The following is a 26,182-nucleotide window of genomic DNA, read 5'->3' as shown; positions in this document are numbered from 1 at the left end:
GACAGCCTTGTAAGTATCGATTACTTACATCGTTGTCAATAGGACGCGCTATTCGGCCGGCATCACCGCGTCGGCATAGGGGCTGTCGAACTTGCGGATCAGCGCGCGATCGTCCTGCTTCCAGGGGTGAAAGCCGGGCAGGAGGATTTTCGCCCATTCGGGGAACATGCGCCGCATCATCCCGGGCGACAACCACAGGTGCCGGAACAGCAGCCATCTGGCCCGCACGCCGGTGATCCCGTCCTGCCGCATCAAGCCCAGCGCGTCGCGCACGCGGTTGTTGTAGTACCGTCGGGTGATGAGCAGCGTCAGCATCGCGCGCACGCGGTAACGCTTCCACGCCGACCATTCGCGCGTGGCGTGGAGCCACACGTCGTAGGTCACGCCCTTGTGCTCGATCTCCTCGATCGAGTGCCAGCGCCACATCTCGGCGATCTCGGGATCGACGCCCTTCAGATAACGCGGATCGGTCAGCAGGCAGTGGCTGATCGAGGCGGCGAAATGTTCGAGCGCGATCGTGATCGCCAGGTTGAACTCGACCGGCCGCCCCTTGGTCAGTGCGAGCATCTCCTCGATGCCCTTGTCGATCGATTCGATGTCGTAACCGTGGCTCTGCGCGAGGTTGTTGAACGCGACGTGCTCGCGCGCATGGTTCGATTCCTGGCGGGTGAAGGCGCGCAGTTCCTTGGCCATCTTCGGCGGAACCTTGTCGTCGTAGTACTTCATCACCTGGATGAAGAACTTCTCCCCGCGCGGCAGGCTGGCGGAAACCGAGTTGTACCACGCGGTCGCCACCGGATCGCCCGAATGCCACCAGCGCGCAGGGGTTCCGCCGCGGCAGAACTTCTGGTCGCGGATATTGAGCGCATGATCCGCCGGAGTCGCGCTGCCTGTCGCGCTGCCCGACGTGAGCGGCAACTTGTCGGCGGCGGCTTCGCGTTCTAAGCCCATCGATCGATCCCCCGGATTGTTAACCATTTTATGTCTCAAGGAATCGCATGGCAAGCCGCAAGCGCCTGAGCCCGGAAGAGAGCCGCCGCTCGGCGCTGGAGGCGGCGCGAGCGCTGCTGATCGAATCGGGGCCGCAGGCGGTGACGCTGAAAGCCGTCGCCGGGCGCATCGGCCGCACCCATGCGAACCTGCTGCATCATTTCGGATCGGCTTCGGGGTTGCAGAAGGAACTCGCGCGGCACCTCGCCGAAACGGTGTGCGAGAGCATCAAGCAGGCGGTGCAGGCGAGTCGGGCCGGGCTGGGTTCGCCGCGCGAAGTGGTCGATCTGGCGTTCGACGCGTTCGACAAGGAAGGCGCGGGCGCGCTGGCGAGCTGGATGATCCTGACCGGTAACGAGGATGCGCTGTCGCCGATCGTCGAGACGATCCATCAGCTGGTGGACGAGATCGCGCCGGGCGGATGCGGCTCGGGCAGCGAGGCCACCTATGTCCACGAAGATACGCTGGCGCTCGTGCTGCTGGCGATGGGCGATGCGCTGATCGGGTCGGTGCTCGCGCGCTCGCTCAACCTGCCCGACACCGCCGCGCGCGACCGCGCCGAGCGGATGCTGCTGAACTCGATCGCGCTGGTCAGCCAGCCGGGCTGAACCTACGTTATTAGCCAGTCGGGCTGAGGGCCGCCGCCATCCATGCGGGCGCCAACGCCGGGTCGATCGCGTCCACCCGCAGGTGATCGACCGCCAGCCCCAGCGCGGGATAGGCCGCCTTGCGCCGTTTCTCGTCCGACCGGTCGAGCGGCACCACCACCAGCCGCCGGTTGACCTTCTGCCGCCAGTTCATCCGCGCGGTGTTCTCCTGCCCGACGTAGCAGCCCTTGGCGAAGCTGACGCCGTTGAGTTCGATCGCGTTGGTTTCCAGCCACAGCACGTCGCCCATCTCCTCGCCGCCTTCGGGCACGCCGAGCGCGAGGCGGTGCGCGCGCCACGCGTCGTCCGCTGCCGCGTCTTCCGCCGAAGCGGGGGCGAGCCAGCGCTGCCCGAGATCGGCGAGGCGCGGGTCGGACGCGGCGCCATCGCCCACATGCGGGCGCCAATGGACCGCCACGTCATCGTCCACCGCGATCGCGATCTTGCGGCGCAGGCGATAGAGCGCCAGCCGCTTGACCAGTTCGGCGGCATGTGCGGCTTCGCAATCGAGCAGCAATTCTCCCGCATCGCCCGGCCACACGATCAGGTCGAACATCGTCTTGCCCTGCGCCGAAAGCAGCGCGGCATAGGCGGGCAGCGGGCCGGACACGTCGTTGGTGAGCAGGCCCTGCAGGAACGCGGCGACATCCTCGCCCTCATCCTGTGGGGAAAGGCGCACCACGGCGCGGTCGAACAGGCGAGTCGCTGGCATGGCGTGAAGGTGGCGCGCCGGGCGAGCGAATCAAGCCCTGTCCTACGGCCCGCGCATATGCCATGGGGTCGCCATGCCCGCCTTCCCGATCCGCCCCGATGCTCGCCTCGACAGCGCGCGGACGGCGGCGGATTTTTTCTCTCCAGGACAGTGTAACATGTGGTCCATGTCTCCCGCCGGGTCGCCTTCATGAGCGATACGATCACCATCCGCCGCCCGGACGACTGGCACGTCCACTTGCGCGATGGCGAGGTGCTGCAAGGCGTCGCGCAGTTCACCGCGCGCCAGTTCGCCCGCGCGATCGTGATGCCGAACCTCGCCTCGCCGGTGACGAGCGTCGATGCGGCGGCGGCCTATCGCGAGCGGATCATGGCTGCGATACCTGCGGGCGTGGAATTCACTCCGCTGATGACCTGCTACCTCACCGATCACACCGACCCGGACGAGCTGGAGCGCGGCCATCGCGAGGGCGTGTTCACCGCCGCCAAGCTCTATCCGGCAAACGCCACGACGAACTCCGCCCACGGCGTCAGCGATGTCGCCAACATCCGCGATGCGCTGGAGCGGATGGCGGCGATCGGCATGCCGCTGTGCGTCCACGGCGAGGTGACCGACGCCGAGATCGACGTGTTCGACCGCGAGAAGGTGTTCATCGACCGCGTGCTCGAACCGCTGCTGCGCGAGCTGCCGGGCCTCAAGGTGATCTTCGAGCACATCACCACCGAGGACGCGGTGCGCTTCGTCGACGGCGCGGGCGACAACGTCGGCGCGACGATCACGCCGCAGCATCTCCATATCAACCGCAACGCGATGCTGGTGGGCGGCATCCGACCGCATGCCTATTGCCTGCCCGTCGCCAAGCGCGAACGGCACCGGCTGGCGCTGCGCAAGGCGGCGACCTCGGGCTCGGCGAAATACTTCCTCGGCACCGACAGCGCGCCACACGCGCGCGAAGCCAAGGAAAGCGCCTGCGGCTGCGCGGGCATCTTCAACGCGCCCTACGCGCTCGAAAGCTACCTCCAGGTGTTCGACGAGGAAGGCGCGATCGACCGCTTCGAGGGCTTCGCGAGCGAGAACGGCCCGCGCTTCTACGGCCTGCCGCTCAACGAAGCGCGTATCACGCTCGATCGCAGCGGGGTCGAGGTGCCGGGGGAAATCGACGCGGGCGGCACGGCGATCGTGCCGTTCCACGCCGGCGAGACGCTGCGCTGGACGCTACGCCTGTAGCACCTTGTCCGCCTTCCGGCGGGCGAGGATATCCCACACAAAGATCGCGATCGCGGCCCAGATCAGCACGAAGCAGGCGAGTTGCACCGGCTGAAGCGGCTGCTCGAATACCGTCAGCCCCAGGATGAAGACGATCGTCGGGGCGAGGAACTGGAGGAAGCCGAGCGTCGAATAGTCCATCCGCCGCGCGGCGATGGCGAACAGCAGCAGCGGGATCGCGGTCAACACCCCGCCGAGCACGATCGCGAGGCTCAGTTCCGTCGACTGCGCGAACGAAGAACCCGCGGGCGAGGCCGCATACCACCACGCGACACCCGCGGCAGGCACCAGCAGCAGCGCCGATTCGACCGTCAGCCCGGGCAGCGCGCCCACGTCCACCTGCTTGCGCAGCAGGCCGTAGGTGCCGAAGCTCAGGCCCAGCGAAAGGCTGATCCACAGCGTCGTCAGCGCGCCGCCGAGCAGCAGCGCTACCCCTGCCGCGGCGACCGCCACCGCGAGCCACTGGCGGCGGCTGAGCTTTTCGCCCAGCACGAAAGTGCCGAGCAGCACGTTGATCAGCGGATTGATGTAATAGCCGAGGCTGGCGGCATAGACCTGATCGTTCTGGATCGCCCAGACGTAGACCAGCCAGTTGGCCCCGATCAGCGCCGAACTGGCGGCCAGCGTCACCAGGCTGCGCCCGCTCGCCAGCGCCGCGCACACTTGCGGCCCCTGGCGGCGGAAGGCGACGATCGCGAGGCAGATCGGCAGCGTCCAGATGATGCGCCAGCCGACGAATTCGAACGCGGGCACTTCGCGCACGAGGATCAGATAGAGCGGCAGGAAGCCCCAGATGAAATAAGCCGAGAGCCCGGCGGCGAGGCCCGACTGCCGGGGCGGGGAAGCGGGGCCATTCATCGTGCGGCGATCTACGCATCGCGCCGAGCCTGTGCAAGCCGCGAACCGTCGATGGCAAAGCTCGTTTCGTCGCAAAAACGAAATCTGCACGCGGCGTTGCAGTCCGTTCAGGAAACGGCCCCTAAAACTGAACACATCGAGCGGATGACCCATCGAATCGGGGTCCGGCGAGACGAAGAAAGGACCGAGCGATGACCAACAAGACTATCATGATCGCAGCTCTCGCGATTGCCGCACCGGGCCTCGCACTGGCGGCGCCCGCCCAAGCCGCCGCTCCGGCGAGCGTTCATCAGGCTGCTTATACGCCGACCTACCAGGTCGAGAGCGCTAACCAGTGGCGCGACCGTTATCGCGACCGTGATTATCGCCGCTACGACCGTGGCCGGTACGACCGCCACGACCGTTACGACCGCTATGACCGGGTCAATCGCGACACGCGCGTGTGGCGCGGCAACGACGGGCGGTATTACTGCCGCAAGGACAACGGCACGACCGGGCTCCTGATCGGCGGCGCCGTGGGCGGTCTGATCGGCCACGAAGTTGCCGGTCGCGGCGACCGCACTCTCGGCGCCATTCTCGGCGCGGCGGGCGGTGCGCTCCTCGGCCGCGAGATCGACAAGGGCGGTTCGCGCTGCCGCTGATCCGGCAACACTGACAATCTTCGGCTGCACCCACCTGCAGCCGTCGCGCGGCACCCACCGGGCCGTGGAAGGCGCTCCGCTGCCGAGAGGCAGCGGGGCGCCTTCAAGTTTGTCCGAACGCGGTTAACCCGTTGGTCGCGGATAGCCGCTATGCCGCCGCCACGGGCGCGGTGCGCGCGGAACGGAGGCCGGGTTGCGCCAGTATCGATTCTTCGCGGCATTCTGGGCGCTTGCGCTGGCCGGCTGCGGCGACGCCCCGGTCACGCAGGAACCGCGCGAGGTCGATCCCGCGATCGTCGCCGCACTGAACGACCAGATTCTCGTCGATCCCGATCTCGCGCGCCAGAACGAAGGCAGCGCGGCGCTGACCGGAGGCATCGACCACGCGCTGCCGCTGCCGAATGATTCGATCGGCGCGATCGACGCCGCTCGGGCCGAGGCGATCGAGATCGTCGGCGGCCGCGACCGGCTGCTGGCGCTTCCCGAGCCGGGCACCGCAGCCGCGGCGCCGCTTGCCGTGCGGCTGTCGGTGATCGCGCGTGCCCGCGAGGTTGGCGCTCCGGCGCCCTGCGTCGAGGCGCTGAGGCACGATTTCGTCTGGGCGGCGCGGATGCCGACCGAATTCCCGATCTACCCGCGCGGCGCGACGCAGGAAGCGGCTGGGACCGATTCGGGCGACTGTGCGCTGCGCGCCGTCAATTTCCGCACCCCCGCTTCCTCCGACGAGGTGCTCGCGTTCTACCACACGCTCGCGCGGGAGGCGGGGTACTCCTCGCGGCTGGCTACGGCCGGGGACGAACGCGTGCTGCGCGGACGCAGGGGCGGCGCGGCCTTCGCGGTCGCGGTTCGGCAAGGGCCGGCTGGCACGGTCGCGGTCGATCTCGTTACGCGCGGTGACGGGTGAGGGGGCGGGCGATCCGCCTCAGGCGTCCTTGAAGCCGACGCCGACGCTCGCGCGCGGCTGCTCCATCTCGGTGCTCGCGACCGGATAGGCGCAATAGTCGGCGGCGTAGAACGCGGCCGGGCGGTGGTTGCCCGACAGGCCGATCCCGCCGAACGGCTGGTTCGACGAAGCGCCGTTGGTCGGGCGGTTCCAGTTGACGATGCCCGCGCGGATATTGGCCCAGAAACGGTTGTAATCCTGCGGCGCGCCGCCGATCAGCGAGGCCGACAGCCCGAAGCGCGTGTTGTTCGCCGCGGCGATCGCTTCGTCGAGATCCTCCACTTTGATAACCTGCAGCAGCGGGCCGAACAGCTCGACGTCGGGTCGCTCGGCCATCGCGGTGGTGTCGATGATCGCGGGCGAGAGGAATGGCAGGTCGTCGTCGGGCCGGGTCATGTGGCGGATCGCCTTGCCGCCGCTCGACAGCAGGTAGAGGAAGCTCTCGACGAGCTGGTCCGCCGCCTGGTTGTCGATCACCGGACCCATGAACGGGGCGGGGTCGGCGAACGGTTCGCCCACGATGATCCGCCCGGCGAGCCGCTTCACCTCGTCCACCACCGCGTCGTACATGCTCGCCTTGACGATCAGCCGCCGCGCCGCGGTGCAGCGCTGTCCGGCCGAAGTGAAGGCCGACTGGACGATCAGCGTCGCGGCGTCGGACACCTTGGGCGTGTCGATCACCACGATCGGATTGTTGCCGCCCATCTCCAGCGCGACGATCTTGCCCGGATCGGTCGCCAGCTTGCGGTTGATCGCGATGCCCGCCTGCGCCGATCCGGTAAACAGCACGCCATCGACCCCGCGATGCGCGACCAGTTCCTTGCCTTCGTCCGCGCCGCCCACCAGCAGTTGCACCACCGCGGCGGATATCCCGGCACGATGGAAACACCCGACGAGGAATTCGCCGACTGCGGGCGTTTTCTCGCTCGGCTTGAAGATCACCGCGTTGCCCGCGATCAGTGCGGGGACGATGTGGCCGTTGGGCAGATGCGCGGGGAAGTTGTAGGGGCCGAGCACGGCCATCACCCCGTGCGGCTTGTGCCGGACCGCCGCTGTGCCCTGGAGCGCGCTGTTGAGCTTCTTCTGTCCGGTCCGCTCGGCATAGGCGGTGACCGAGATATCCACCTTGTTGATGACCGTCTCGACCTCGGTGTGGGCTTCCCACAACGGCTTGCCCGTCTCGCGCGCGATCAGTTCGGCCAGCTTGTCCGCCTGCTTGCGCACCTCGTTCGCGAAGCGGCGGCACAGCTCGATCCGCGTCGCCAGCGGCTGCGCCGCCCAGGCGGGCCACGCGCGCCGGGCGCGATCGACCGTCGCGTCGACATCGCCCATCGGGCTGCGCCACAGTTCCCTGCCGGTCGCAGGCTCGAAGGAAATCAGCTCGCTTTGTGGCACGACGGTGGGCGGCTCCTTAAGTTGTTGTGCGATCTCAAAAATTACGTATGCTTAACCGGCGTTGACGGCTTTGCGGGCTTCTAGTCCGAGTCGCGCCGCGGTCAAACACCCAATGGTGTCTGGCCTCCTGCGGCGATCAAGCCAACGCTGCGCCCTCCCACGGGATGTAGGCGCGACAGGGGGCAAGAACAGGGGTGGTGGCCATCGCGTCGCAAATTCCTTTCCTCCCATGACATAGCCGGGTCGCACCGGGCGCTGCCGTTAAGCGGCGCTTTGCTTTCAACTGGCCTCGCGGGGGGCCGCAGGAGAGGTGTGTGACTATGCGACGCAATCTGAAACTACTGGGCGGTGCAACGCTCTCGGCTTCGACCTTGGCGATAGCCATGTTCGCGATGTCGGCAACCCCGGCTGCCGCGGAAGAATGTTTGCTCGACGACGGCAATCAGGAAGGTGTCGTTGATGATGCATTCCTCGCCATACCTGCGGATTCGACCGGCGGCGCGACGTCGGACGGCACAGACACCAGCCTCGCCTGCGGTTCCAATGCCGATGCGACCGGCTCGAGCAGCACCGCGGTGGGTGCCAACGCTTCCGCCACCGGAGACGTGGCGACCGCGCTGGGCCGCGATGCCGATGCTTCGGGCCTCAATTCGGTCGCGGTGGGCCGGCTGTCTTCCGCATCTGGCCAGAACTCTGCGGCAATCGGCCTCTCGGCGGACGCAAGCGGCGGCAACTCGGTCGCATTCGGCCGGGGCAGCACCGCTTCTGGCGGCACCAGCACCGCGCTCGGAACGGGAGCAACCGCCAGCGGCTCGGACGCCGTGGCCGTCGGGCAGGGGGCCGTGTCCTCCGGGCTGAACTCGGTCTCGGTCGGTTCGGAAAGCACGGCAACTCAGCCTGGAACCACCGCCGTGGGTTGGCAGGCTAATGCAACGGGGGTCCGCTCGACCGCACTGGGTCACCTCGCCGACGCTACTGGCGTGCGCTCGGTAGCCGTTGGCGAAAACGCGGATGCGACCGGTGACTTTTCGATCGCGCAGGGCGATCAGGCTCTCGCGAGCGGCGTTTCGAGCATATCGATCGGCAACGGCAGCTCGGCCGACGGCGTTGACGCGATCGCGATCGGTGGCGACGATGCGGGCTCGGGCGCGATGGCGAGCGGCAACTCGACGACCGCGGTCGGCGGCGAAGCGATGGCCATGGGGCCGGGCGCTACGTCCTACGGCTGGCGCTCGGTAGCGGGTGCAGAACGGGCGACGGCCATTGGCCATCTCGCCTCGGCCACCGGCGTTCGGGCGGTTTCGGTCGGCGAAGCGGCCAACGCGCAGAGCTCGGGCTCGGTCGTGATCGGCAACGAGGCCAGCGACGGGTTCTTCGCCAGTAACAGCGTCGCGGTCGGCAACGGCGCCAGCACCGGCTTCGGCGCCAGCGGCAGCGTTGCGATCGGCAACAATTCCAGCGCCAGCGGCCAGCAATCGACGGCGATTGGCGAAAACGCCAGCGTCTCCGCCGGCAGCTCGGTCGCCATCGGCGCCGATTCGAGCGTGACGAACATCTTCTCGATCGCGGCAGGCGTGCAGTCGCAGGCCACCCAGGCGTTCGCCTCGGCCTATGGCGCACGCGCGGAAGCGTCCGGGCTCGGATCGGCGGCGTTCGGTAATTCGGCTACCGCAACCGGCGGTAGTTCGACCGCCGTAGGCGACTCCGCAGTGGCGACCGGGGACAATTCCTCTGCCTTCGGTACGCGCGCGCAGTCGGTTGGCGATTCCTCGCTTGCGGTGGGCGGCAATGCCACGGCGGCAAGCGATAACTCGACCGCGGTCGGCAACTTCGCGTCGGCGGACGGGATCGATGCGCTGGCGGTGGGCGATACCGCGCTCGCCCAAGGCAATTCGACCACCGCGATCGGCGGCGAATCAGTTGCCACCACGCCCGGCGCCACCGCGCTCGGCTGGCAAGCCGTGGCGTCCGGTGCGATGGGCACGGCGGTCGGCCATCAATCCACCGCTTCGGGCGACCAGAGCTTTGCCGGCGGCGAAGATTCGGTGGCGTCCGGCAGCAATGCGGTCGCGATCGGCAATACCGCGCAGGCGATCGGCGGCGATTCGATCGCCATCGGCGGCAACCGCGATGGAGCGGCGGGCTTCTCGACGATAGCCGACGGCGCGTCGACCACCGTGGTCGGCGGGCAGTCGTCGGCGATCGGCGCCGGGGCGACCGCCTTCGGCTGGAGGTCCAACGCCACGGCCGAACGCGCCACCGCGCTGGGCCACCTCGCCACCGCGAGCGGGGTCCGCTCGGTCGCCGTGGGCGAAGCCGCCAGCGCGACCGGCGACGGCGCGATCGCCATGGGCAACGAAGCGTCGGCCACCGGAGTCAATTCGGTTGCGATCGGCAACGGCGCGACTGCGGCCAACGACGGGCAGGTCGTGATTGCCGGGCTGGACACCAGCACCGCGAGCCAGACGGGCACGATCTCGGTCGTGACCTCCGATGCGAACGGCACGCTGGGCCTGACGACCGGGATCGCCACCAACGCTTCGGTCGCGGCCAACACAGCGGCGATCGGCGTCAATACGGCAAATATCGCCACCAACACGGCCGATATCGCTTCGCTCCAGTCGCTCACCAGCGCACAGACCGGGCAGATCAACTCGCTGTTCGGCCAGACCGCCGAGAATCGCCGGGCGATCGAGCGGGCCAACGAGGGCGTGGCGATGGCGCTGGCGATGGAATCGCCGACGCTTCCTTCGGGGACCAACTTCGGTCTCTCGGGCGGGGTCGGCTATTTCGACGACCGGGCGGCGGGCACCATGGCCCTCAGCGCGCGGGTCGGCGAGAACGCTGCGCTTTCGGCCGGTCTCGGTGTCGGCTTCGACAGCGGGGAGGTCGGCGCCCGCGGCGGCTTCCAGATCGCCTGGTGAGCCGTCAGAACCGATGGTCATGACGATGACTGCAAAACTACCGAAGATGCCGGGGCGCCTTGCCCCGGCATTTTTGTTCGCCGTAATGGCGTTCTCGCCCGTTTCGTCCGCAATGGCGCAAGCGCAGGTTCCGGCCGGACAGGTGCAGCCGCCCCCCTCGATTCGGCCCACGCCGAGCCAGCTCGAACTGTCGAAGATGATCTGGTCCACGATGGCGGCGGTCGATCACGCCAACCGGTCGGGCAACTATTCGGTGCTGCGAGATATCTCCGCGCAAGGTTTCCAGATCAACAACGATGCTGCGCGGCTGGCCGAGGTGTTCGCCGGCATTCGCCGTTCTCGCATCGACCTATCGAACGCGCTGCTGATCCCGCCGACCTACACCCAGGCACCGCAGCTTGTCCGCGAAGACGTATTTCGTGTGCAAGGCATGTTCCAGATGCGCCCGATATCGCTCTCGTTCGACATGTATTTCCAGTGGGAACAGGGCGAATGGAAGCTGTTCGGGATCGATATCCAGCCGCTGGAGATGACGACCGGACAGCCCTGATGGGAAGCACTCAACCGGGCGCGTGACCCTCAGGTGCAGGCGGCGCGCCCAGCGCATCGCCCATGCGATGCACAGCGGCAATCTTCTCGGCTAGCGGTGTCCAGTCGTCGCGCTCGTCGATGGCTGACCAGATGGTCTCGACTTCGTCGATCAGCATCGATTCGGGGGGCGCTTCGGCCCAATAGGAGGCGTCGTCACCCGCCGTCGGTCGGTATCCGGCCAGCGCTTCGGCGAGGGCGCCTTCGGCATTTCGCGCGCCGCGGTGGCGGTGGAAGAACGTGTCGGGCGGGATGCCGCTCTCGCGCATCGCCTGCTCGCAGGCCGCCACCAGCGCGCCGTCGCGTTCGGGGCCGCGCTGTGCGACGCCAAGCCGCCAGCACCAGCGCCGCGCCACCGCTGCCATGTAGAGCGGCCCGAAGCGCTCGAGCGCAGCGATCAGCGGCGGCGCGTCGGCGAGCAGGCGCAGCGCGACCGCGAACTGGCCGAGGTTCCAGTGCACCGCTTCCGGCTGGCGGCCGAAGGCGTAGAGGCCGTTGTGATCGAAATAGGCCGCGGTGAAGCCCGCATCCCATGTGGGCAGCCAGCGCCACGGGCCGTAATCGAAGCTCTCGCCGGTCACGTTCATGTTGTCGGTGTTGAGCACGCCGTGGACGAAACCCGCGACCATCCAGCTCGCTGCGAGATCGGCGAGCCGCTCGACCGCCTGGTGCATGAGGATTACCGCAGGCTCGTCGCGTCCCGGCGCGTCGGGCGGCGGCTGCGGCCCGGGAAACCGGGCAAGACAGTAATCGACCAATTGAGCCATGTGGTCGCGCACTTCCAGCGCCAGCAACCGCTGGAAGGTGCCGATCCGGATGTGGCCGTGGCTCAGCCGCACCATCACCGCCGAGCGGGTGGGCGAGGGCTCGTCGCCGCGCCACAGTTCTTCCCCGGTCTCGATCACCGAGAAGGTCTTCGAGGTGTAGACCCCCAGCGCCTCGAGCATTTCGGTCGCGAGGATTTCGCGCACCGCGCCTTTCAGGGTCAGCCGTCCGTCGGCGGTGCGGCTGTGCGGCGTGGTGCCCGAACCCTTGGTGCCGAGATCGAGCAGCCGCCCGGATTCGTCGCGAAGCTGCGCGAACAGAAACCCGCGCCCGTCGCCGATCTCGGGGTTGTACACGCGGAACTGGTGCCCGTGGTAACGCAGCGCGAGTGGCTGGGGCAGGTTGCCGGCGAGCGGCGCGAAGCGGGCGAAGTGATCGATCCATGCGGCTTCGTCGAGCTCGTCCAGCCCAACCGCCCTGTCCCAGCGATCGTTGCGATACCGCAGCGTGGCGGCAGGGAACCGCGCCGCTTCCACGCGATCGGCCAGCCACGGGGCCAGCGGGAGGATCGCGGGATCGGGGCGATAGGGCGACGCTTGCGGTTCTTCGCGCATCGGGCGATAGTGCGCGACTGCGAAGGCGGTGGCAACGACAGCCGGGCCGTCGCGGGAAATTGACACAGGAAACCCCCGGAAACCGATGGATACTGGATTTACCGACCGCTTCTGGGAAAGCCCGGACGGTCTGAAGCTGCATTTCCGGGATTATCCGGGGCCGGGGCAGGGGCCGGGCGACCGCGCGCCGGTACTGTGCCTGCACGGGCTGACGCGCAATGCGCGCGATTTCGCCGATCTCGCCGCGCACCTGTCGGCTTCGCGCCGCGTGATCGTGCCCGAGATGCGCGGGCGCGGCGACAGCGAATACGCGCGCGATCCCGCGAGCTATACGCCCGCAACCTATGTCGAGGATGTCGAGGCGCTGCTGGCGCAGGAAGGCGTGGCGCGCTTCGTCGCGATCGGCACTTCGCTCGGCGGACTGATGACGATGCTGATGGCGGCGAAGGAGCCAAGCCGGATCGCCGGAGCGGTGCTCAACGACATCGGCCCGGAGGTCGAGCCTGCGGGGCTCGCGCGGATCGGCGAATATGTCGGGCAGGGGCGCAATTTCCCCACCTGGATGCACGCCGCACTCGCGCTGGAGGAGGTCCATGCCCCTGCGCATCCCGGCTTCGAGACCGGCGACTGGCTCGCGATGGCGAAGCGCGGGCTGACGGTGCAGCAGAACGGCCGCATCGGGTTCGATTACGACATGAGCATCGCCGAGCCGTTCCGTGGCGACGAGAACGCCGACAGCGGCGGCGCGGCGCCCGATCTGTGGCCCGCGTTCGAGGCCTTGCGCGATGCGCCGCTGCTGCTGTTGCGCGGCGCGCTGTCGGACCTGCTCTCGCCTGCCACGGCCGAAGCGATGGCCGCGCGCCACCCCGATGCGGAGTTGGTGACCGTGCCCGGCGTCGGCCACGCTCCGCTGCTGGACGAGCCGGTCGCGCTCGCGGCGATCGACCGACTGCTCGCGCGGGCCGCATGAGCGCCGATCCGCGCGGCCGGGCGCGAATCCTCCACCTGCATTCGACTTTCGCGGCGGGCGGCAAGGAACTGCGCACCGTGCGCCTGATGAATGCGTTCGGGCCGAAGGTCGATCATGCGATCGTCTCGGGCCAGCCCGAACACATGGAGGCGGCGCAGCATCTTCTGCGCCAGATACCAGTGCGTTACCCGAAAGACTTCCCACCGCTTCACGGATGGCCGACCCCGGCGCGTCTTCAGCGCCTCGCGCGGGCGATGCAGGGCTACGATCTGGTCCTGACCTACAACTGGGGCGCGATGGATGCGGTGATGGCGCACACCGCGTTCAAGGACGCGTTCGGCCTGCCGCCGCTGATCCATCACGAGGACGGCTTCAACGAGGACGAGCGGACGCGCCTCAAGCCGACGCGCAATCTCTACCGCAAGATCGCGCTGGGCCGGGCGAACGGGCTGGTGGTGCCGTCCGAGACGCTCGAGCGGATCGCGCTCGAAACGTGGGATCAGCCGCTGGGCCGGGTCAAGCATATCGCCAACGGGATCGACACCAGGGCCTTCGCCAAACGGCCCAAGACCGACGCGCTGCGCGGCGTGGTCAAGCGCAAGGGCGAGTTCTGGGTGGGCACGATCGCGGGGCTGCGCGAGGTCAAGAACCTGCCGCGGCTGGTGAAGGCCTTCGCGCCGCTGCCCGAGGAATGGCACCTGGTGATCGTGGGCGAGGGACCCGAGCGCGAGGCGATCCGCGCCGCCGCCGAGCACCACGACATCGGCCACCGCGTCCATTTGCCCGGCTTCGCGATGGACCCTGCGCGCTATGCCGGGCTGTTCGATATCTTCGCGATCTCCTCCGACAGCGAGCAGGCGCCGCTCTCGCTGATCGAGGCGATGGCGGCGGGCCTGCCGGTCGCCGCGATGGACGTGGGCGATATCGGGCAGATGGTGGCCGAACCGAACCGCACCTTCGTCGATCCCGTGCCCGAGCGGCTGGCGGAGAGCCTGCGGGCGCTGGCGGCGAATCCCGCTCTGCGCGCGGAACTCGGCAGCGCCAATCGCGCCAAGGCGCGCGACAGGTTCGACGAGAAACCGATGATCGCGGCCTATCGCCGGCTCTACGCGTCCGCCATGGGCCGCGACACGTTGCCCTGAAGCCGCGCCAGTGCGCTTCACCTGCGGTTCACTCGCCGGGGGACAGGCAGGTTTCCAAGTTGAATTGGCGCGCCCATCCGCTAAACAGCCCGCCGAACGCCCAAATTGATAAATGGAAAGAGCCACAGCTTGGCCCTCACTCCCACCACCTCCTCCGAACAGAGACGCGCCGCATCGGAAGATGTCCTCATGCGCGAAGTGGACGAAGCCGTCCGCCAGGATCAGTACGCCGATTTCGGCCGCCGCTACGGCAAGCCGCTGATCGCCGCGCTGGTGCTCGGCCTCGTCGCGTTCGGCGGTTACCTCTACTGGAACCATCGCCAGGAAGCGGCGATGGAGGCGCACTCGGAAACGCTGGTCGGCGCGCTCGACCGGTTGCAGGCCGGTGATCTCGCCGGTGCGGACAGCCAGCTCGACCCACTGATCGCCGAAGGCAGCAGCGGCGCGGCGACGCAGGCGACCCTGCTCAAGGCGGGCATCGCGATGGAACAGGGGCGCACCGCCGATGCGGCGGAGCTCTACGCCGGGGTCGCCGCCGATGGCGATGCGCCGCAGCTGATGCGCGATCTGGCCACGATCCGCCAGGTCGCCGCGACGTTCGACACGTTGCCGCCGGCCGACGTGATTTCGCGGCTGCAGCCGATGGCCGTGCCGGGCAAGCCGTTCTTCGGTAGCGCGGCCGAACTGGTCGCGATGGCGCAGCTGGAGCAGGGCAAGAACCGCGAGGCGGGCGCGTTGTTCGCCTCGATCGCCAGGGACGAAAACCAGCCCGAAGCGCTGCGCTCGCGCGCGCGGCAGATGGCCGGCGTGCTCGGGGTCGACGCGATCGAGGATGTCGACGCGGTGCTCGACGAAATTCGCGCGCCCGCAGGCGCTGCGCCGCAAGCGCAATAGACCTTCAGAACAGGCCTTGAACCGATGACTTCCATCCGTTTTTCGAATCTCTCCCGCGGCGTCGCCGTGGTGGCGCTGGCGGCGACGCTGGGCGCATGCGGTCTTTTCGGCGGAGACGGCCCCAAGACCACGCCGACCGTCGGCGAACGCAAGCCGGTGCTCTCGCGCATCGAGAGCGGCGCGAGCGTCGATGCCTCGCTCGCCGAGGTGGCGGTCGTCGTGCCGCCCGCGCAGACTAACGATGCTTGGCCGCAGGCGGGGGGCACCGCGAGCAAGAGCTACGGCCACCTCACGCTGGCCGACGCACCCTCGCAGGTGTGGACCGCCCAGATCGCGGGTGGGGGCGAACGCCGCAGGCTCGCCGCCGCTCCCGTGGTCGGCGGCGGGATGCTCTACGCGGTCGATACCGACGGCGTCGTCCACGCGTTCGATGCGGCGACCGGCGCGCGGCGCTGGAGCCACCGCATGGAGCTGGCCGGAAACGTGCAGAACGCGGCCTTCGGCGGCGGCGCGAGCTACAACGGTGGGCGGCTCTACATCACCAACGGCGTCGGCGAAGTCGCCGCGCTCGAGGCGGAAACGGGTTCTGAGATATGGAAGGTCAAGCCCGCCGGTCCGCTGCGCGGTTCGCCGACGATCGCCTTCAACTCGGTCTACGTGATGACGCAGGACAACCAGATCCATGCGCTCGATGCCGCGACCGGGCAGTCGAAATGGAACGAATCGGGCTCGCAGACGGCGGCCGGCGTGTTCGGCGTCGCCGCTCCGGCGGCGGGGCAGGGCACGGTGATCGCGGGCTACAGCTCGGGCGAGCTGTCGGCCTATCGTTACGAGAACGGCCAGTTCCTGTGGTCCGACGCGCTCGCGCGCACCTCGATCTCGACCGAGGTCGGCTCGCTGACCGATATCGACGCCGATCCGATCATCGACGGCGGCCGCGTCTATGCGCTTGGCCAGGGCGGGCGCATGGCGGCATACGAGCTGGTGACTGGGCAGCGGATCTGGGAGCTCAACGTCGCCGGCATCTCCACGCCCGCGATCGCCGGCGAATGGATCTTCGCGCTGACCGACGATGCCAAGCTGCTCGCGATCGCGCGGGCCAGCGGCAAGGTGCGCTGGATTACGCAGCTCAGCCGCTATCGCGACGAAGAGGACCGGGAAGGCGCGATCTTCTGGACCGGCCCCGTCCTCGCAGGCGGCAACCTGTGGATCGCGAGCACCGAAGGGCAGATCTACAAGGTCGGCCTGGCCGACGGCGCGGCGAACCTGTTCAGGGACCTCGACAAGCCCGTCTCGCTCGCACCGGTGGTGGCGAACAACATGCTCTACCTGCTCGACGACGAGGGCACGATCCACGCCTTCCGCTAGGGTCAGGACCCTAAGGCCTTACCCGCTCCTTAACCCTTTCGGGCTATCGCGCGGCTCACGATGAGCGCGCATCCAACAGCTGCGAAAGCCCCGCCTGCGAGCGACGTTTCGGCGGGGGTGGGCTTCGCCGGGCTGCTCGGACTGCTCGCATGGATCGTGTTCTGCCGTAACTGGCCGCAATTCGCCGACGCCTTCGCGTTGCCCGGCCCGCGCGCGCCGATGTCCGGCCCTTACGCCGCGCTCGCCGCGCTGTTCTTCTCCGCCGCGCCGATGGCTGCATGGTCGGTGCTGGTCGACAAGGTGCATCGCAACCCGTCGACCGGGATCGACTGGCATCGCAAGCGGCCGTTGGCCGAAGTGATCGGCGACTCGGCGATCAAGCTCGCGGGCCTGTGGGCCACCTGGGCGATCATCGCCGGGCTCTACTGCATCGCACGCTGGTACTGGCGCGGGCAATACCTGTTCGCGATGGAGGTGCTGGCAGCCGCAGTGGTTCCGTTGGTGGTGCTTTCGGTGCCTTACGTGCTGTGGCTCGACCGGCGGCTGGTGGAGCCGCGCGATAACGCATGGCACTTCGGCGCGATGCTGCTGCATCGGGCGGGCTGGGATGCCGAGCAGGTCAAGAAGCACTGGCGCGCGTGGATCATCAAGGGGTTCTTCGGCGCATTTATGATCTCGATCCTGCCCGGCGGTTTCGCCGTGGTGGTGGAGGCCGATCTGGCGCAGGCCCTGCGCGATCCGGTGGCGATCGGTGGCGTCCTGATCGGCCTGCTGTTCGTGATCGACGTGCAGATCGGCACGGTCGGCTATCTGATGACTTTCCGCCCGCTCGATGCGCATATTCGCAGCGGCAACCCGTTTCTCGCGGGGTGGCTTGCGGCGCTGATCTGCTATCCGCCGTTCGTCTATGCCTTCATGGGCGCGGACGGCATCCTGGCCTACGAGGTGAATACGCCGGGTTGGGGGCACTGGCTGGCCGGGCATCCGGCGCTGCTGTGGCTCTGGGCCGGGTGGCTCGCGCTGTTGACCGCGTTTTACGCCTGGGCGACGGTCGCGTTCGGCTTACGCTTTTCCAATCTCACCTATCGTGGCGTGCTGACGAACGGCCCGTACCGCTTCACCCGCCATCCCGCCTACGTGTCGAAGAACCTGTTCTGGTGGTGTTCGACCCTGCCGTTTCTTGTATCGAGCGGATCGCCGGTCGACATGGTGCGCAACACGTTCTTCCTCGCCTGCATCAGCGCGATCTATTTCTGGCGCGCCAAGACCGAGGAAGCGCACCTGCTGGGCGAGGACGCGAAATACCGTGAATACCACGCCTGGATGGAACGGCACGGCCTGCTGACCCGGCCGCTGACCGCGCTGGCGAAGCGCCTGCGCCCGCGCGGCGGCGCGATGGTGCAACCGGCGGAGTAGCCTAGAAGCTCTGCTCGTAGACGCGGCTGACGTCGCCCGCCCATTCGCCGTGGTAGAGATCCAGCAGGCGTTGCGCGGGCACCTTGCCGCTGGCGACGATCTCGTCGAGCGTTTCGAGGAACCCGGTTTCGTTGTCGCCCCCGGTGTTCAGCCGCGCGCGCGCGGCGAGGCCCGCACGCGAGATCGCCAGCACCTCGTGCGCGATGTCATGCAGCTTGCCGCCACCGGGCAGCGGCGCATCGAGTGCGAGTTTCGGCACCGCATTGCGCAGCGCCTCGCGCTCCTCCATCGACCAGTGCTTGACCAGATCCCACGCCGCGTCGAGCGCGGCCTGATCGTAGAGCAGGCCGACCCAGAAGGCGGGCAGGGCGCAGATGCGGTTCCACGGGCCGCCATCGGCGCCGCGCATCTCGAGGAAGCTCTTGAGCCGCACTTCGGGGAAGGCGGTGGAAAGGTGGTCCCACCAGTCCGACTGGCGCGGCTTCTCGCCCGGCAGCGCGGGCAGCTCGCCGCGCAGGAAATCGCGGAAGCTCTGCCCGGCGGCGTCGATGTATTTCCCGTCGCGGAAGACGAAGTACATCGGCACGTCGAGCATGTAGTCGGTCCAGCGTTCGTAGCCGAAGCCGTCCTCGAACACGAAGGGCAGCATGCCGGTGCGGTGCGGGTCGGTGTCCGACCAGATGTGGCTGCGATAGCTGAGGAAGCCGTTGGGCTTGCCTTCGGTGAACGGCGAATTGGCGAACAGCGCCGTGGCGAGCGGCTGGAGCGCGAGGCCGACGCGGAACTTCTTCGCCATGTCCGCCTCGCTGCCATAGTCGAGGTTGACCTGGATCGTGCAGGTCCGCAGCATCATGTCGAGGCCGAGGCTGCCCACGCGCGGCATGTGCCGCATCATGATCGCGTAGCGGCCCTTGGGCATCACCGGCAGCGCTTCGCGCGTCTTGTCGGGCCACATGCCGAGGCCAAGAAAGCCGACCCCGCAGCATTCCCCGATCGCCTTCACCTGCTCCAGATGGCGGCCGGTCTCGTTGCAGGTCTCGTGCAGATTTTCCAGCGGCGCGCCCGACAGTTCGAGCTGGCCCGCGGGCTCGAGGCTGACGGTGCCGTCGCTCCCGCGCATCGCGATGACTTTGCCGCCTTCCTCGACCGGCTCCCAGCCGAACTGCCGCAAATTCAGCAGGATATCGCGGATACCGCAGTCTTCGTCGTAACTGGGTGCGCGGAAATCGCTGCGCTTGTAGACCAGCTTTTCGTGCTCGGTCCCGATGCGCCAGGCGCTCTTGGGTTTCTCGCCCGCCTGCATCGGCGCGACGAGCTGGTCGCGCGATTCGATGATCGGATCGTCGGTGGTCGAGGTGTCGCGCGTGCTCATGCCGGCTCAGTTAGGAAACCGGACCTTGCGTGGGAAGGAATTTATTCTTCGCCGCGCCAGTCGCCCGCGCTCGCCATCCACACCGCCAGTGCCGCGATGGCGGCGGTTTCCCCGCGCAGGATACGCGGGCCGAGCGAGATCGGCACGGCTTGCGGCAGCGCGCGGATGGCCGCGCGTTCCTCGTCGTCGAAACCGCCTTCGGGGCCAATCAGGATGGCGGCCTTGCCCCGCTGCGAGAACGCCTCCGCAGCCGGTGCACCGCCAAGTTCGTTGGCGAAGAACAGCGCCCGATCTTCCGGCCAGTCGCGCAGCAGCCCGGCCAGCTTCACCGGCTCGGAGACGTCGGGCAGGGCGGTGCGCGCGCATTGCTCGGCGGCCTCGATCGTGACGGTGCGCGCCCGATCGAGGTTGAGTTTGTCGGCCACGCAGCGGCGCGTCACGAGCGGGCGGATCGCGGCGACGCCCAATTCGGTCGCCTTCTCCAGCACCATGTCGAAGCGATCCTTCTTGAGCAGCGCGGGGCACAGCCACAGGTCCGGCACCGCCTCGCGCCCGCGCAGCAGCTCGACCGGCTCGAGCACGACCGCGCGCTTGCCCGCTTCGATCACTTTTGCCGCCCATTCGCCGGTCGCGTCGTCGCACAGAATCACCGCGTCGCCCGGCGCCACGCGCATGACCTTGGCGAGATAGTTCGCCTGATTGCCCTCGACCGCGATCGCCACGCCCTGCGCCAGCGGTGGCGGGACGAACAGCCGCGGTGCGCTGCGCGGTGGCCAGGCGGGGGTGGCGGGCATGGCTAGGCAGGTGCCACGCCGGGCGGTAGGGGACAAGCCGTGACCGATCAGATCGTCCCCGACAGCGAGCATCGCGGCCTGGTCGCGCGCCTGCCGCAGGTGCCGCGCGACCTCGCGCAGCTTGCCCGGTTCGACCGGCCAATCGGCTGGTGGCTGCTGTTCTGGCCCTGCGCGTTCGGGCTGTGGCTGGCCGGCGCCGGGTGGCAGATCGGCTTGCTCCTCTGGCTGCTGCTTGGCGCCGTGGCGATGCGCGGGGCGGGGTGCGTCTACAACGATATCGTCGATGCAGATCTCGACCGGCAGGTGGCGCGTACCGCGGTGCGGCCGGTCGCCAGCGGACGGATTTCGCAGACGCTCGCGTGGGCCTGGCTCGGCGCGCTGTGCGCGGTCGGCCTCATCGTGCTGTTCCAGCTTCGTTGGCAAGCGCAGGTCGTCGCACTGGCGAGCCTCGCGCTGGTCGCCGCCTATCCTTTCATGAAGCGGATCACATGGTGGCCGCAGGCGTGGCTCGGGCTGGTGTTCAGCTGGGGCGCGCCGGTCGGGTGGATCGCCCTGCGCGGCGATAACTGGGAGGTGCTCGCAGCGCTCTACGCCGGCTGCGTGCTGTGGGTGATCGGCTACGACACGATCTATGCCCTGCAGGATCGCGAGGACGACGCGCTGGTCGGCATCCGCTCGTCGGCGCTGCGGCTCGGTGGCCGGGTGCGCGGCGGCGTGACGGTGTTCTACCTCGGCGCGCTCGCGCTCTGGGGGCTGGCGTTCTGGCTGCTGCGCGCGGACTGGGTCGCGCTGCTCGCGCTCGTGCCCGCCGCACTGCATCTCGGCTGGCAGGTCGCGTCGCTCGATCCGGCGGACCCCGCCAATCCGCTCGAGCGGTTTCGCGCCAATCGCTGGGCCGGAGCGCTGGTGGCCGCGGCCTGCTACGTCGTGGGCAACGCCTAGGTTCACCTGTCGCATCGATGAACCCGGCGGGGCCATCGCATCCCGCGCACGACCCGCCGCTAAGACTGGACCCCCTTTCGCACCGCCATGGTTGGTGCGGGGAGAGGCGGCGCGCGGCCTTCTTCTCCCCCCTCCCTCGAAAAGTCTGCGCGTCGCCTCCTTGCCATCCCGGCTAGCCCGCCGGCGTCACCACCGAGGCCGACGAGCGGCAGGGGCCTCCGCCATGCGCGGGGGCCCCTGTTTTTTCCGGCGATGCGAATGTGGTCGGGGGTGGCCGCGCGTTCAGTCGAGCAGGACGAGATCGACCGTGCCATGGCCGCGCTGCACCAGGCCGAGTTCGTCCGCGGCAGCGCGCGATACGTCGATCATGCGGCCCTTGTGGAACGGCCCGCGATCGTTGATCCGCACCACGACCGACTTGCCGTTGCGCGGATTGGTCACCCGCACTTTGCTGCCGAACGGCAGCGTGCGATGCGCGGCAGTGAGTTGTCCGGGATCGAACCGCTCTCCGCTGGCGGTGGGGCGGCCGGCGAAGCGGCGCCCGTAATACGAAGCGACACCCGAGCCGAGCACTTCGCCCGCTTCCTCGACCGCCGGTTCGATCGCAGTTACGTCCACCGCACCGGCGGCCGGAGCGATGGCGATCGAGTTGGCAGGCAGGTGGACGAAGTTCGCCTCAAACGCATCGGCTTTCGCGCCCGTATCGGCGAGCGCGGGGCCGCCAGCGGGGGCAGTCAGCACCAACGCCGCGGCGAAGGCGGCGAGCTTGCGAGCCGGCAAGCGGCGAACGTTTATCGACCCGTCCATAATGGCGGCGGCTATACCGGACGGGGAATAACGGAGGCACCACCTTGGCGGCCACCCATCCCGATTCGGGTTCAACTCGTCGCGCTTTGGGGAACTTCCTGCGTTCGAATCGCGGTGACGCCGTCTCGTTTTCGGCGAATGAGAAAGGTCTAGGCCGGGCGATTCGGTCGCCCGCGACGCGTCTGCCCGGGCCGGACCGCTGGCATGTCGAAGGGGCAAAAGAAATGGGGCCGGCATAGCTGCCGACCCCACTCTCACCGATGCGTGGTCTTCCTTCCCGGCGAACCGTTCCGGAAGCGCTTGGCGCCCGGTGTTTCCGCGGCGATCCGGCGAACCGGGCCAACCGCATCCGTCACCGGCGCTCGCACCGGCATCCGGTTCCGTCGTGGGCGATCGCGGTTCGAAAACCGCAGACCAGCCTTCCGGCGGTTCCGAGACCGGTCGATCGCTGGTAATCGGTCGTCTCGAACCGTTCCGCAAGACTTGCGCCCGAAGGCCCGCACCTCGCAAATCCTCGACTGCCGACCGGATCGTCCGGCCCATGACGGCATTGCTTTCGCGTCCTTCTCGAACGGTCCACTTGCATCGGGCCGAAGCCTTTTGCAGGTATCCATCGAAGACCGCGCGGACAGCTGCCGCCACGTCGAAATGACTTGAAGAATTTTAATGTTATCAGATCGTTAGATCGTCAAACTCGAACTCTTCGATGTCCTTTCGATGTCCTGAGACTGCGCCGTGAAACCGAGTCGCGCAAGGTTGCAAGGGCCGGGTTTTCCACTGTCCCCCGATTTCGCTGTGGACGCGGGTGGATAAGTCAACGGCCCGCCGCAAAATATTCGCTTGGCTTTCTACCGGTCGCGATTGGCGAGCAACCGCAGACGCAGGGCGTTGAGCTTGATGAAACCCGCCGCGTCCGCCTGGTCGTAAGCGCCGGCGTCGTCCTCGAACGTCACATGCGCTTCGGAATAGAGCGAATTGGCCGACTTGCGTCCGACCACGCTCGCGAGTCCCTTGTAGAGCTTGAGCCGCACGGTGCCGCTCACCTTCTGCTGGCTGTGGTCGATCGCCGCCTGCAGCATCTTGCGCTCGGGGCTGAACCAGAAACCGTTGTAGATCAGCTCGGCATACTTCGGCATCAGCTCGTCTTTCAGATGCGCCGCGCCGCGATCGAGCGTGATCTGCTCGATCCCGCGATGCGCGCGGGCGTAGATCTCGCCGCCCGGCGTCTCGTACATCCCGCGACTCTTCATGCCCACGAAGCGGTTCTCGACCAGATCGAGCCGGCCGATGCCGTGCCTGCGCCCAAGATCGTTGAGCGCGGCGAGCAGCGTCGCGGGGCTCATCGCCTCGCCGTTCAGCGCCACCCCGTCGCCTTGTTCGAATTCGATCTCGATATATTCGGGCGTGTCGGGCGCGTCTTCCGGGTGGTCGGTCCGCGAATAGACGTAGTCGGGCGTCTCTTCCCAAGGGTCTTCGAGCACTTTGCCCTCGGACGAGGTGTGGAGGAGGTTCGCGTCAGTCGAGAACGGACTTTCGCCGCGCTTGTCCTTGGGCACCGCGATCTGGTGCTTTTCCGCCCAGGCGATCAGCGCGGTGCGGCTGGCCAAGTCCCACTCGCGCCACGGGGCGATCACCACGATGTCGGGATCGAGCGCATAGGCCGACAGCTCGAAACGGACCTGGTCGTTGCCCTTGCCGGTCGCGCCGTGGGCGATCGCGTCGGCCCCGGTCTCGCGCGCGATCTCGATCAGGCGCTTAGAAATCAGCGGGCGGGCGATGGAGGTGCCGAGCAGGTAATCGCCTTCGTAGCGGGCGTTGGCGCGCATCATCGGGAATACGAAGTCGCGTACGAACTCCTCGCGCAGATCCTCGATGAAGATGTGCTTGTCGGGGATGCCCATCGCCCGCGCCTTTTCGCGCGCGGGTTCGATCTCCTCGCCCTGGCCGAGGTCGGCGGTGAAGGTGACGACCTCCAGCCCGCGCTCGACCTCGAGCCACTTGGCGATCACGCTGGTATCGAGGCCGCCCGAATAGGCGAGAACGACGCGTTTCACTTCGGACATATTGCTGGGCACTCCGTCACTCGGGCCATCAATCGGGCGCGCGGGTAACAGCGCGAAGCTGGCGGGGCAAACAAGTTCGCCTTGGGGCCGGAGCATTTGCGTGCCTATAACCGCGCCGGAACGGGCAAGGGGTCGCAGGCTTATGGCGGGATTGTGGGCGAAGGCGCGGGAACTGGCGCGGCAGGCGCCGCCCGAGCGCAACCGCTGGGTTGATTTCCTCCGCGCCTTCTCGATCCTCGCGGTGGTGATCGGCCACTGGCTGGTCGCCGCGCCTTACATCGACGCCGCCGGCGAAGTGCAGGGCGGTCACCTGCTCGGCATCCTGCCGTGGACCCAGTGGCTGACGTGGGGCTTTCAGGTCATGCCGATCTTCTTCCTCGTCGGCGGTTATTCCAACGGCGTGAGCTGGGCGGCGATGATCGAGAAGGGGGAAAGCAGCTACGCCGAATGGTTCGCCAGCCGTATCCAGCGGCTGATAAATCCAGTTTTCCCGGTGCTGCTCGCATGGGCGCTGTTCGCGTTCTTCGGCACGCAGGCGGGCGTGAGCCGCGAGATCGTGCGGCTGGCGACCTCGCTCGCGCTGGTGCCGGTGTGGTTCCTCGCGGTGTACCTGCTGGTCACCGCGCTCACCCCGATCACATGGCGCGCGTTGAAGCGGTTCGGATTCGCCAGCTTCGCCGCGCTCGCGCTGGCCGCGGTGGCGGTGGACGGGCTGACGCTCGTCGCCGGAGTGCCCTATGTAAACTTCGCCAATTTCCTGTTCGTTTGGGTCGGTATCCACCAACTCGGATATGCCTGGCGCGAGGGGCGGTTCGGCAGCTTGCCCCGTGCGCTCGCACTGTTCGCGGGCGGTCTGGCGGCGCTGGCGCTGCTGGTCGGCTACGGGCCTTATCCGGTAGCGATGATCGGCGTGCCGGGGGCCGCCATGACCAACTCGATGCCGCCGACGCTGGCTCTGTTCGCGCTCGGCGTGGCACAGGCGGGGCTGGCCCTCGCGCTCGAACCGCTCGGGCGGCGGACGCTGGCCAACCTGCGCGTATGGACCGCGACCGTGCTGATGAACGGCATGATCATGACGGTCTATCTCTGGCACCTGACCGCTTTCGTGCTGGTGATGGTCGCGGCATGGCTGCTCGGCGGGATCGGCTTGCGCGCCGCGCCGGGGAGCGCCGAATGGTAGGGGGCGCGGCCCGTGTGGTTCGCGCTCTACATCGTAGTATTGCTGCCGCTGATCGGCGTGTTCGCGCGGCACGAGCGCGACTTCGGTCCGGCGCGCGGCGGGCGCCCGGTGCCGCATGTGCGGTTGCTCACGGGCCTGCTGCTGATCTGCCTCGGCCTCGCGATGACCGCCGCGATCAGTATCGCGAGTCCCGAGGGGGTTACCGGCGTGCGCCTGTGGGTCGTGGCGCTGCCTTTCGCCGGCGCGGCGCTGGTGGGCTTCGGCCCGCTCTATCGCTGGCTGTCTCGTAGGCCAAAGTCTGAGCCTCGTCCTTAACCTCGGACGGGAGCTGGCCGATCGAGCGATCCCGCTGCTTCGATTTCCGTCCAGCGCGTGATATGGTCCGCTGATGACCGTGCTCGACCAGTTTGTCGCCTTCGCGAAAGACCTCCCCGCCGACCGCCGTGAGCCGCTGGACGAAGTGCTTGGTGCGATCATGGCGACCTATTCGACCGAGCATGCGTTCAGCGATGCAGAAGCGGTGGAGCTAGACAGGCGAGTCGCCGAGCCGAAACCCGAATATTCCTCTCCAGCGACGATCGCGGAGCTTTTGGGCAAGCGCTTTAAGGCATGACGTCGATACGCTTTCGCCGCGAGGCGGAACACGATCTTAGGGCCATCATCGCGCACTACCAGGGTGTCGCGCCAGACATCCTTCCGGCGATTACCGACGATATCTTCCGTTCGATCGACCTGCTGACCGATTTTCCGGCAATCGGCATGGGGGTCGAAGGCCGTGCATTTCGGCGGATCGTCACGCGGCGTTATCGGTTCCAGATTGCGTATATGAGCGAGCCTGGGTTCATCACAATCCTCGGCATCTTCCGCTTTCAGGATCGCGAACGATAGCGC

Annotated in this window: 25 protein-coding genes; 16 read left to right on the top strand and 9 right to left on the bottom strand. The window is 67.9% G+C overall.

All coding sequences use genetic code 11. From position 1 onward, the window contains the following. Window positions 1-48: 48 nt before the first annotated feature. Window positions 49-951 (bottom strand): metal-dependent hydrolase, encoded by a 903-nt coding sequence (locus ACE3QC_RS04685; protein ID WP_374405942.1) that lies wholly within the window; start codon window positions 949-951, stop codon window positions 49-51. Between the two features lie 47 nt (window positions 952-998). On the opposite strand from ACE3QC_RS04685, the gene ACE3QC_RS04680 reads away from it, so the two are divergent. Beyond that, window positions 999-1,598: a TetR/AcrR family transcriptional regulator gene (locus ACE3QC_RS04680; protein ID WP_374405941.1), complete on the top strand. Its 600-nt coding sequence runs from the start codon at window positions 999-1,001 to the stop codon at window positions 1,596-1,598. 10 nt (window positions 1,599-1,608) lie between these two features. Here the strand turns inward: ACE3QC_RS04680 and ACE3QC_RS04675 are convergent, their stop codons facing one another. Beyond that, window positions 1,609-2,349 carry a folate-binding protein YgfZ gene (locus tag ACE3QC_RS04675; RefSeq protein WP_374405940.1) on the bottom strand — a complete coding sequence of 247 codons (741 nt, stop codon included), beginning with the start codon at window positions 2,347-2,349 and terminating at the stop codon, window positions 1,609-1,611. Window positions 2,350-2,538: 189 nt separating this feature from the next. Here ACE3QC_RS04675 and pyrC point away from each other — a divergent pair, with 189 nt between their 5' ends. Further along, on the top strand, window positions 2,539-3,576 hold the full coding sequence (gene pyrC, locus ACE3QC_RS04670; RefSeq protein ID WP_374405939.1) for a dihydroorotase: 1,038 nt from the start codon (window positions 2,539-2,541) through the stop codon (window positions 3,574-3,576). Here pyrC and rarD read toward each other — a convergent pair. Next, a complete protein-coding gene (gene rarD / locus ACE3QC_RS04665; RefSeq protein WP_374405938.1) occupies window positions 3,565-4,473 on the bottom strand; it encodes an EamA family transporter RarD in 909 nt (302 codons plus the stop codon). The two genes, pyrC and rarD, sit on opposite strands and share 12 nt — an antisense overlap. A 191-nt stretch (window positions 4,474-4,664) precedes the next feature. On the opposite strand from rarD, the gene ACE3QC_RS04660 reads away from it, so the two are divergent. Beyond that, a complete protein-coding gene (locus ACE3QC_RS04660; protein ID WP_374405937.1) occupies window positions 4,665-5,114 on the top strand; it encodes a glycine zipper 2TM domain-containing protein in 450 nt (149 codons plus the stop codon). A gap of 193 nt (window positions 5,115-5,307) precedes the next feature. After that, window positions 5,308-6,018 carry a hypothetical protein gene (locus ACE3QC_RS04655; RefSeq protein WP_374405936.1) on the top strand — a complete coding sequence of 237 codons (711 nt, stop codon included), beginning with the start codon at window positions 5,308-5,310 and terminating at the stop codon, window positions 6,016-6,018. An 18-nt stretch (window positions 6,019-6,036) separates the two neighbouring features. Here the strand turns inward: ACE3QC_RS04655 and astD are convergent, their stop codons facing one another. Beyond that, window positions 6,037-7,452 (bottom strand): succinylglutamate-semialdehyde dehydrogenase, encoded by a 1,416-nt coding sequence (gene astD / locus ACE3QC_RS04650; RefSeq protein WP_374405935.1) that lies wholly within the window; start codon window positions 7,450-7,452, stop codon window positions 6,037-6,039. A gap of 392 nt (window positions 7,453-7,844) precedes the next feature. Between astD and ACE3QC_RS04645 the strand changes: the two genes are divergently transcribed. Both ACE3QC_RS04645 and ACE3QC_RS04640 read left to right on the top strand, forming a co-directional pair. Beyond that, window positions 7,845-10,376 (top strand): YadA-like family protein, encoded by a 2,532-nt coding sequence (locus tag ACE3QC_RS04645; protein ID WP_374405934.1) that lies wholly within the window; start codon window positions 7,845-7,847, stop codon window positions 10,374-10,376. Window positions 10,377-10,395: 19 nt separating this feature from the next. Then, the gene (locus ACE3QC_RS04640; RefSeq protein ID WP_374405933.1) at window positions 10,396-10,926 is read left to right on the top strand and encodes a hypothetical protein; all 531 of its coding nucleotides are present in this window, start codon (window positions 10,396-10,398) and stop codon (window positions 10,924-10,926) included. 10 nt (window positions 10,927-10,936) lie between these two features. On the opposite strand, the gene ACE3QC_RS04635 is transcribed toward ACE3QC_RS04640, so the two are convergent. Continuing rightward, window positions 10,937-12,343: a protein adenylyltransferase SelO family protein gene (locus tag ACE3QC_RS04635; RefSeq protein WP_374406649.1), complete on the bottom strand. Its 1,407-nt coding sequence runs from the start codon at window positions 12,341-12,343 to the stop codon at window positions 10,937-10,939. Between the two features lie 85 nt (window positions 12,344-12,428). Here ACE3QC_RS04635 and ACE3QC_RS04630 point away from each other — a divergent pair, with 85 nt between their 5' ends. The 5 genes from ACE3QC_RS04630 to ACE3QC_RS04610 all read left to right on the top strand — a co-directional run bounded on the left by ACE3QC_RS04630 (window position 12,429) and on the right by ACE3QC_RS04610 (window position 18,133). Continuing rightward, entirely contained in the window at window positions 12,429-13,313 is an 885-nt protein-coding gene (locus tag ACE3QC_RS04630; protein ID WP_374405932.1) for an alpha/beta fold hydrolase, read from the top strand. Further along, window positions 13,310-14,455, top strand: a complete 1,146-nt coding sequence (locus tag ACE3QC_RS04625) for a glycosyltransferase family 4 protein (RefSeq protein ID WP_374405931.1) — start codon at window positions 13,310-13,312, stop codon at window positions 14,453-14,455. The genes ACE3QC_RS04630 and ACE3QC_RS04625 overlap by 4 nt, the downstream gene beginning before the upstream one ends. 129 nt (window positions 14,456-14,584) lie before the next feature. Beyond that, window positions 14,585-15,349, top strand: coding sequence for a tetratricopeptide repeat protein (locus ACE3QC_RS04620; protein ID WP_374405930.1), 765 nt, complete (start codon window positions 14,585-14,587; stop codon window positions 15,347-15,349). A gap of 24 nt (window positions 15,350-15,373) precedes the next feature. Then, entirely contained in the window at window positions 15,374-16,717 is a 1,344-nt protein-coding gene (locus ACE3QC_RS04615; protein WP_374405929.1) for a PQQ-binding-like beta-propeller repeat protein, read from the top strand. A gap of 60 nt (window positions 16,718-16,777) precedes the next feature. After that, window positions 16,778-18,133, top strand: coding sequence for an isoprenylcysteine carboxylmethyltransferase family protein (locus tag ACE3QC_RS04610; protein WP_374405928.1), 1,356 nt, complete (start codon window positions 16,778-16,780; stop codon window positions 18,131-18,133). Between the two features lies 1 nt (window position 18,134). Here the strand turns inward: ACE3QC_RS04610 and ACE3QC_RS04605 are convergent, their stop codons facing one another. Then, window positions 18,135-19,505, bottom strand: coding sequence for a glutamate--cysteine ligase (locus tag ACE3QC_RS04605; RefSeq protein ID WP_374405927.1), 1,371 nt, complete (start codon window positions 19,503-19,505; stop codon window positions 18,135-18,137). A 41-nt stretch (window positions 19,506-19,546) separates the two neighbouring features. Beyond that, a complete protein-coding gene (locus tag ACE3QC_RS04600; protein WP_374405926.1) occupies window positions 19,547-20,299 on the bottom strand; it encodes a 16S rRNA (uracil(1498)-N(3))-methyltransferase in 753 nt (250 codons plus the stop codon). A 39-nt stretch (window positions 20,300-20,338) separates the two neighbouring features. Here ACE3QC_RS04600 and ubiA point away from each other — a divergent pair, with 39 nt between their 5' ends. After that, on the top strand, window positions 20,339-21,241 hold the full coding sequence (gene ubiA / locus ACE3QC_RS04595; RefSeq protein WP_374405925.1) for a 4-hydroxybenzoate octaprenyltransferase: 903 nt from the start codon (window positions 20,339-20,341) through the stop codon (window positions 21,239-21,241). A 282-nt stretch (window positions 21,242-21,523) separates the two neighbouring features. Here ubiA and ACE3QC_RS04590 read toward each other — a convergent pair whose 3' ends face one another. Continuing rightward, window positions 21,524-22,021, bottom strand: a complete 498-nt coding sequence (locus tag ACE3QC_RS04590) for a septal ring lytic transglycosylase RlpA family protein (protein ID WP_374405924.1) — start codon at window positions 22,019-22,021, stop codon at window positions 21,524-21,526. A gap of 875 nt (window positions 22,022-22,896) precedes the next feature. Beyond that, window positions 22,897-24,111 (bottom strand): argininosuccinate synthase, encoded by a 1,215-nt coding sequence (locus tag ACE3QC_RS04585; RefSeq protein WP_374405923.1) that lies wholly within the window; start codon window positions 24,109-24,111, stop codon window positions 22,897-22,899. Between the two features lie 142 nt (window positions 24,112-24,253). On the opposite strand from ACE3QC_RS04585, the gene ACE3QC_RS04580 reads away from it, so the two are divergent. From ACE3QC_RS04580 to ACE3QC_RS04565, 4 genes are all read left to right on the top strand, one after another. Beyond that, complete coding sequence (locus tag ACE3QC_RS04580; RefSeq protein ID WP_374405922.1) at window positions 24,254-25,291, top strand: acyltransferase; 1,038 nt, start codon at window positions 24,254-24,256, stop codon at window positions 25,289-25,291. Between the two features lie 12 nt (window positions 25,292-25,303). Continuing rightward, window positions 25,304-25,606, top strand: coding sequence for a hypothetical protein (locus ACE3QC_RS04575; RefSeq protein WP_374405921.1), 303 nt, complete (start codon window positions 25,304-25,306; stop codon window positions 25,604-25,606). Between the two features lie 73 nt (window positions 25,607-25,679). Further along, on the top strand, window positions 25,680-25,904 hold the full coding sequence (locus ACE3QC_RS04570) for a hypothetical protein (RefSeq protein ID WP_374405920.1): 225 nt from the start codon (window positions 25,680-25,682) through the stop codon (window positions 25,902-25,904). Beyond that, window positions 25,901-26,179 (top strand): type II toxin-antitoxin system RelE/ParE family toxin, encoded by a 279-nt coding sequence (locus ACE3QC_RS04565; RefSeq protein WP_374405919.1) that lies wholly within the window; start codon window positions 25,901-25,903, stop codon window positions 26,177-26,179. The genes ACE3QC_RS04570 and ACE3QC_RS04565 overlap by 4 nt, the downstream gene beginning before the upstream one ends. The last annotated feature ends 3 nt before the right edge of the window (window positions 26,180-26,182 follow it).

The sequence above is a fragment of the Pelagerythrobacter sp. genome (assembly GCF_041912895.1).
GTDB lineage: Bacteria > Pseudomonadota > Alphaproteobacteria > Sphingomonadales > Sphingomonadaceae > Pelagerythrobacter.
This window is presented reverse-complemented; position numbering and strand designations above follow the sequence as displayed.

What these genes read in the sequence shown, in the direction of transcription:
- ACE3QC_RS04625 (WP_374405931.1), top strand. Translation starts at nt 13,310, where the DNA reads ATGAGCGCCGATCCGCGCGGCCGGGCGCGAATCCTCCACCTGCATTCG.
- ACE3QC_RS04600 (WP_374405926.1), bottom strand. Translation starts at nt 20,299, where the DNA reads ATGCCCGCCACCCCCGCCTGGCCACCGCGCAGCGCACCGCGGCTGTTC.
- pyrC (WP_374405939.1), top strand. Translation starts at nt 2,539, where the DNA reads ATGAGCGATACGATCACCATCCGCCGCCCGGACGACTGGCACGTCCAC.
- ACE3QC_RS04645 (WP_374405934.1), top strand. Translation starts at nt 7,845, where the DNA reads ATGTCGGCAACCCCGGCTGCCGCGGAAGAATGTTTGCTCGACGACGGC.
- ACE3QC_RS04615 (WP_374405929.1), top strand. Translation starts at nt 15,374, where the DNA reads ATGACTTCCATCCGTTTTTCGAATCTCTCCCGCGGCGTCGCCGTGGTG.
- ACE3QC_RS04680 (WP_374405941.1), top strand. Translation starts at nt 999, where the DNA reads ATGGCAAGCCGCAAGCGCCTGAGCCCGGAAGAGAGCCGCCGCTCGGCG.
- ACE3QC_RS04630 (WP_374405932.1), top strand. Translation starts at nt 12,429, where the DNA reads ATGGATACTGGATTTACCGACCGCTTCTGGGAAAGCCCGGACGGTCTG.
- ACE3QC_RS04660 (WP_374405937.1), top strand. Translation starts at nt 4,665, where the DNA reads ATGACCAACAAGACTATCATGATCGCAGCTCTCGCGATTGCCGCACCG.
- ACE3QC_RS04640 (WP_374405933.1), top strand. Translation starts at nt 10,396, where the DNA reads ATGACGATGACTGCAAAACTACCGAAGATGCCGGGGCGCCTTGCCCCG.
- ACE3QC_RS04580 (WP_374405922.1), top strand. Translation starts at nt 24,254, where the DNA reads ATGGCGGGATTGTGGGCGAAGGCGCGGGAACTGGCGCGGCAGGCGCCG.
- ACE3QC_RS04675 (WP_374405940.1), bottom strand. Translation starts at nt 2,349, where the DNA reads ATGCCAGCGACTCGCCTGTTCGACCGCGCCGTGGTGCGCCTTTCCCCA.
- rarD (WP_374405938.1), bottom strand. Translation starts at nt 4,473, where the DNA reads ATGAATGGCCCCGCTTCCCCGCCCCGGCAGTCGGGCCTCGCCGCCGGG.
- ACE3QC_RS04570 (WP_374405920.1), top strand. Translation starts at nt 25,680, where the DNA reads ATGACCGTGCTCGACCAGTTTGTCGCCTTCGCGAAAGACCTCCCCGCC.
- ACE3QC_RS04610 (WP_374405928.1), top strand. Translation starts at nt 16,778, where the DNA reads ATGAGCGCGCATCCAACAGCTGCGAAAGCCCCGCCTGCGAGCGACGTT.
- ACE3QC_RS04685 (WP_374405942.1), bottom strand. Translation starts at nt 951, where the DNA reads ATGGGCTTAGAACGCGAAGCCGCCGCCGACAAGTTGCCGCTCACGTCG.
- ACE3QC_RS04565 (WP_374405919.1), top strand. Translation starts at nt 25,901, where the DNA reads ATGACGTCGATACGCTTTCGCCGCGAGGCGGAACACGATCTTAGGGCC.
- ACE3QC_RS04605 (WP_374405927.1), bottom strand. Translation starts at nt 19,505, where the DNA reads ATGAGCACGCGCGACACCTCGACCACCGACGATCCGATCATCGAATCG.
- ACE3QC_RS04585 (WP_374405923.1), bottom strand. Translation starts at nt 24,111, where the DNA reads ATGTCCGAAGTGAAACGCGTCGTTCTCGCCTATTCGGGCGGCCTCGAT.
- ACE3QC_RS04635 (WP_374406649.1), bottom strand. Translation starts at nt 12,343, where the DNA reads ATGCGCGAAGAACCGCAAGCGTCGCCCTATCGCCCCGATCCCGCGATC.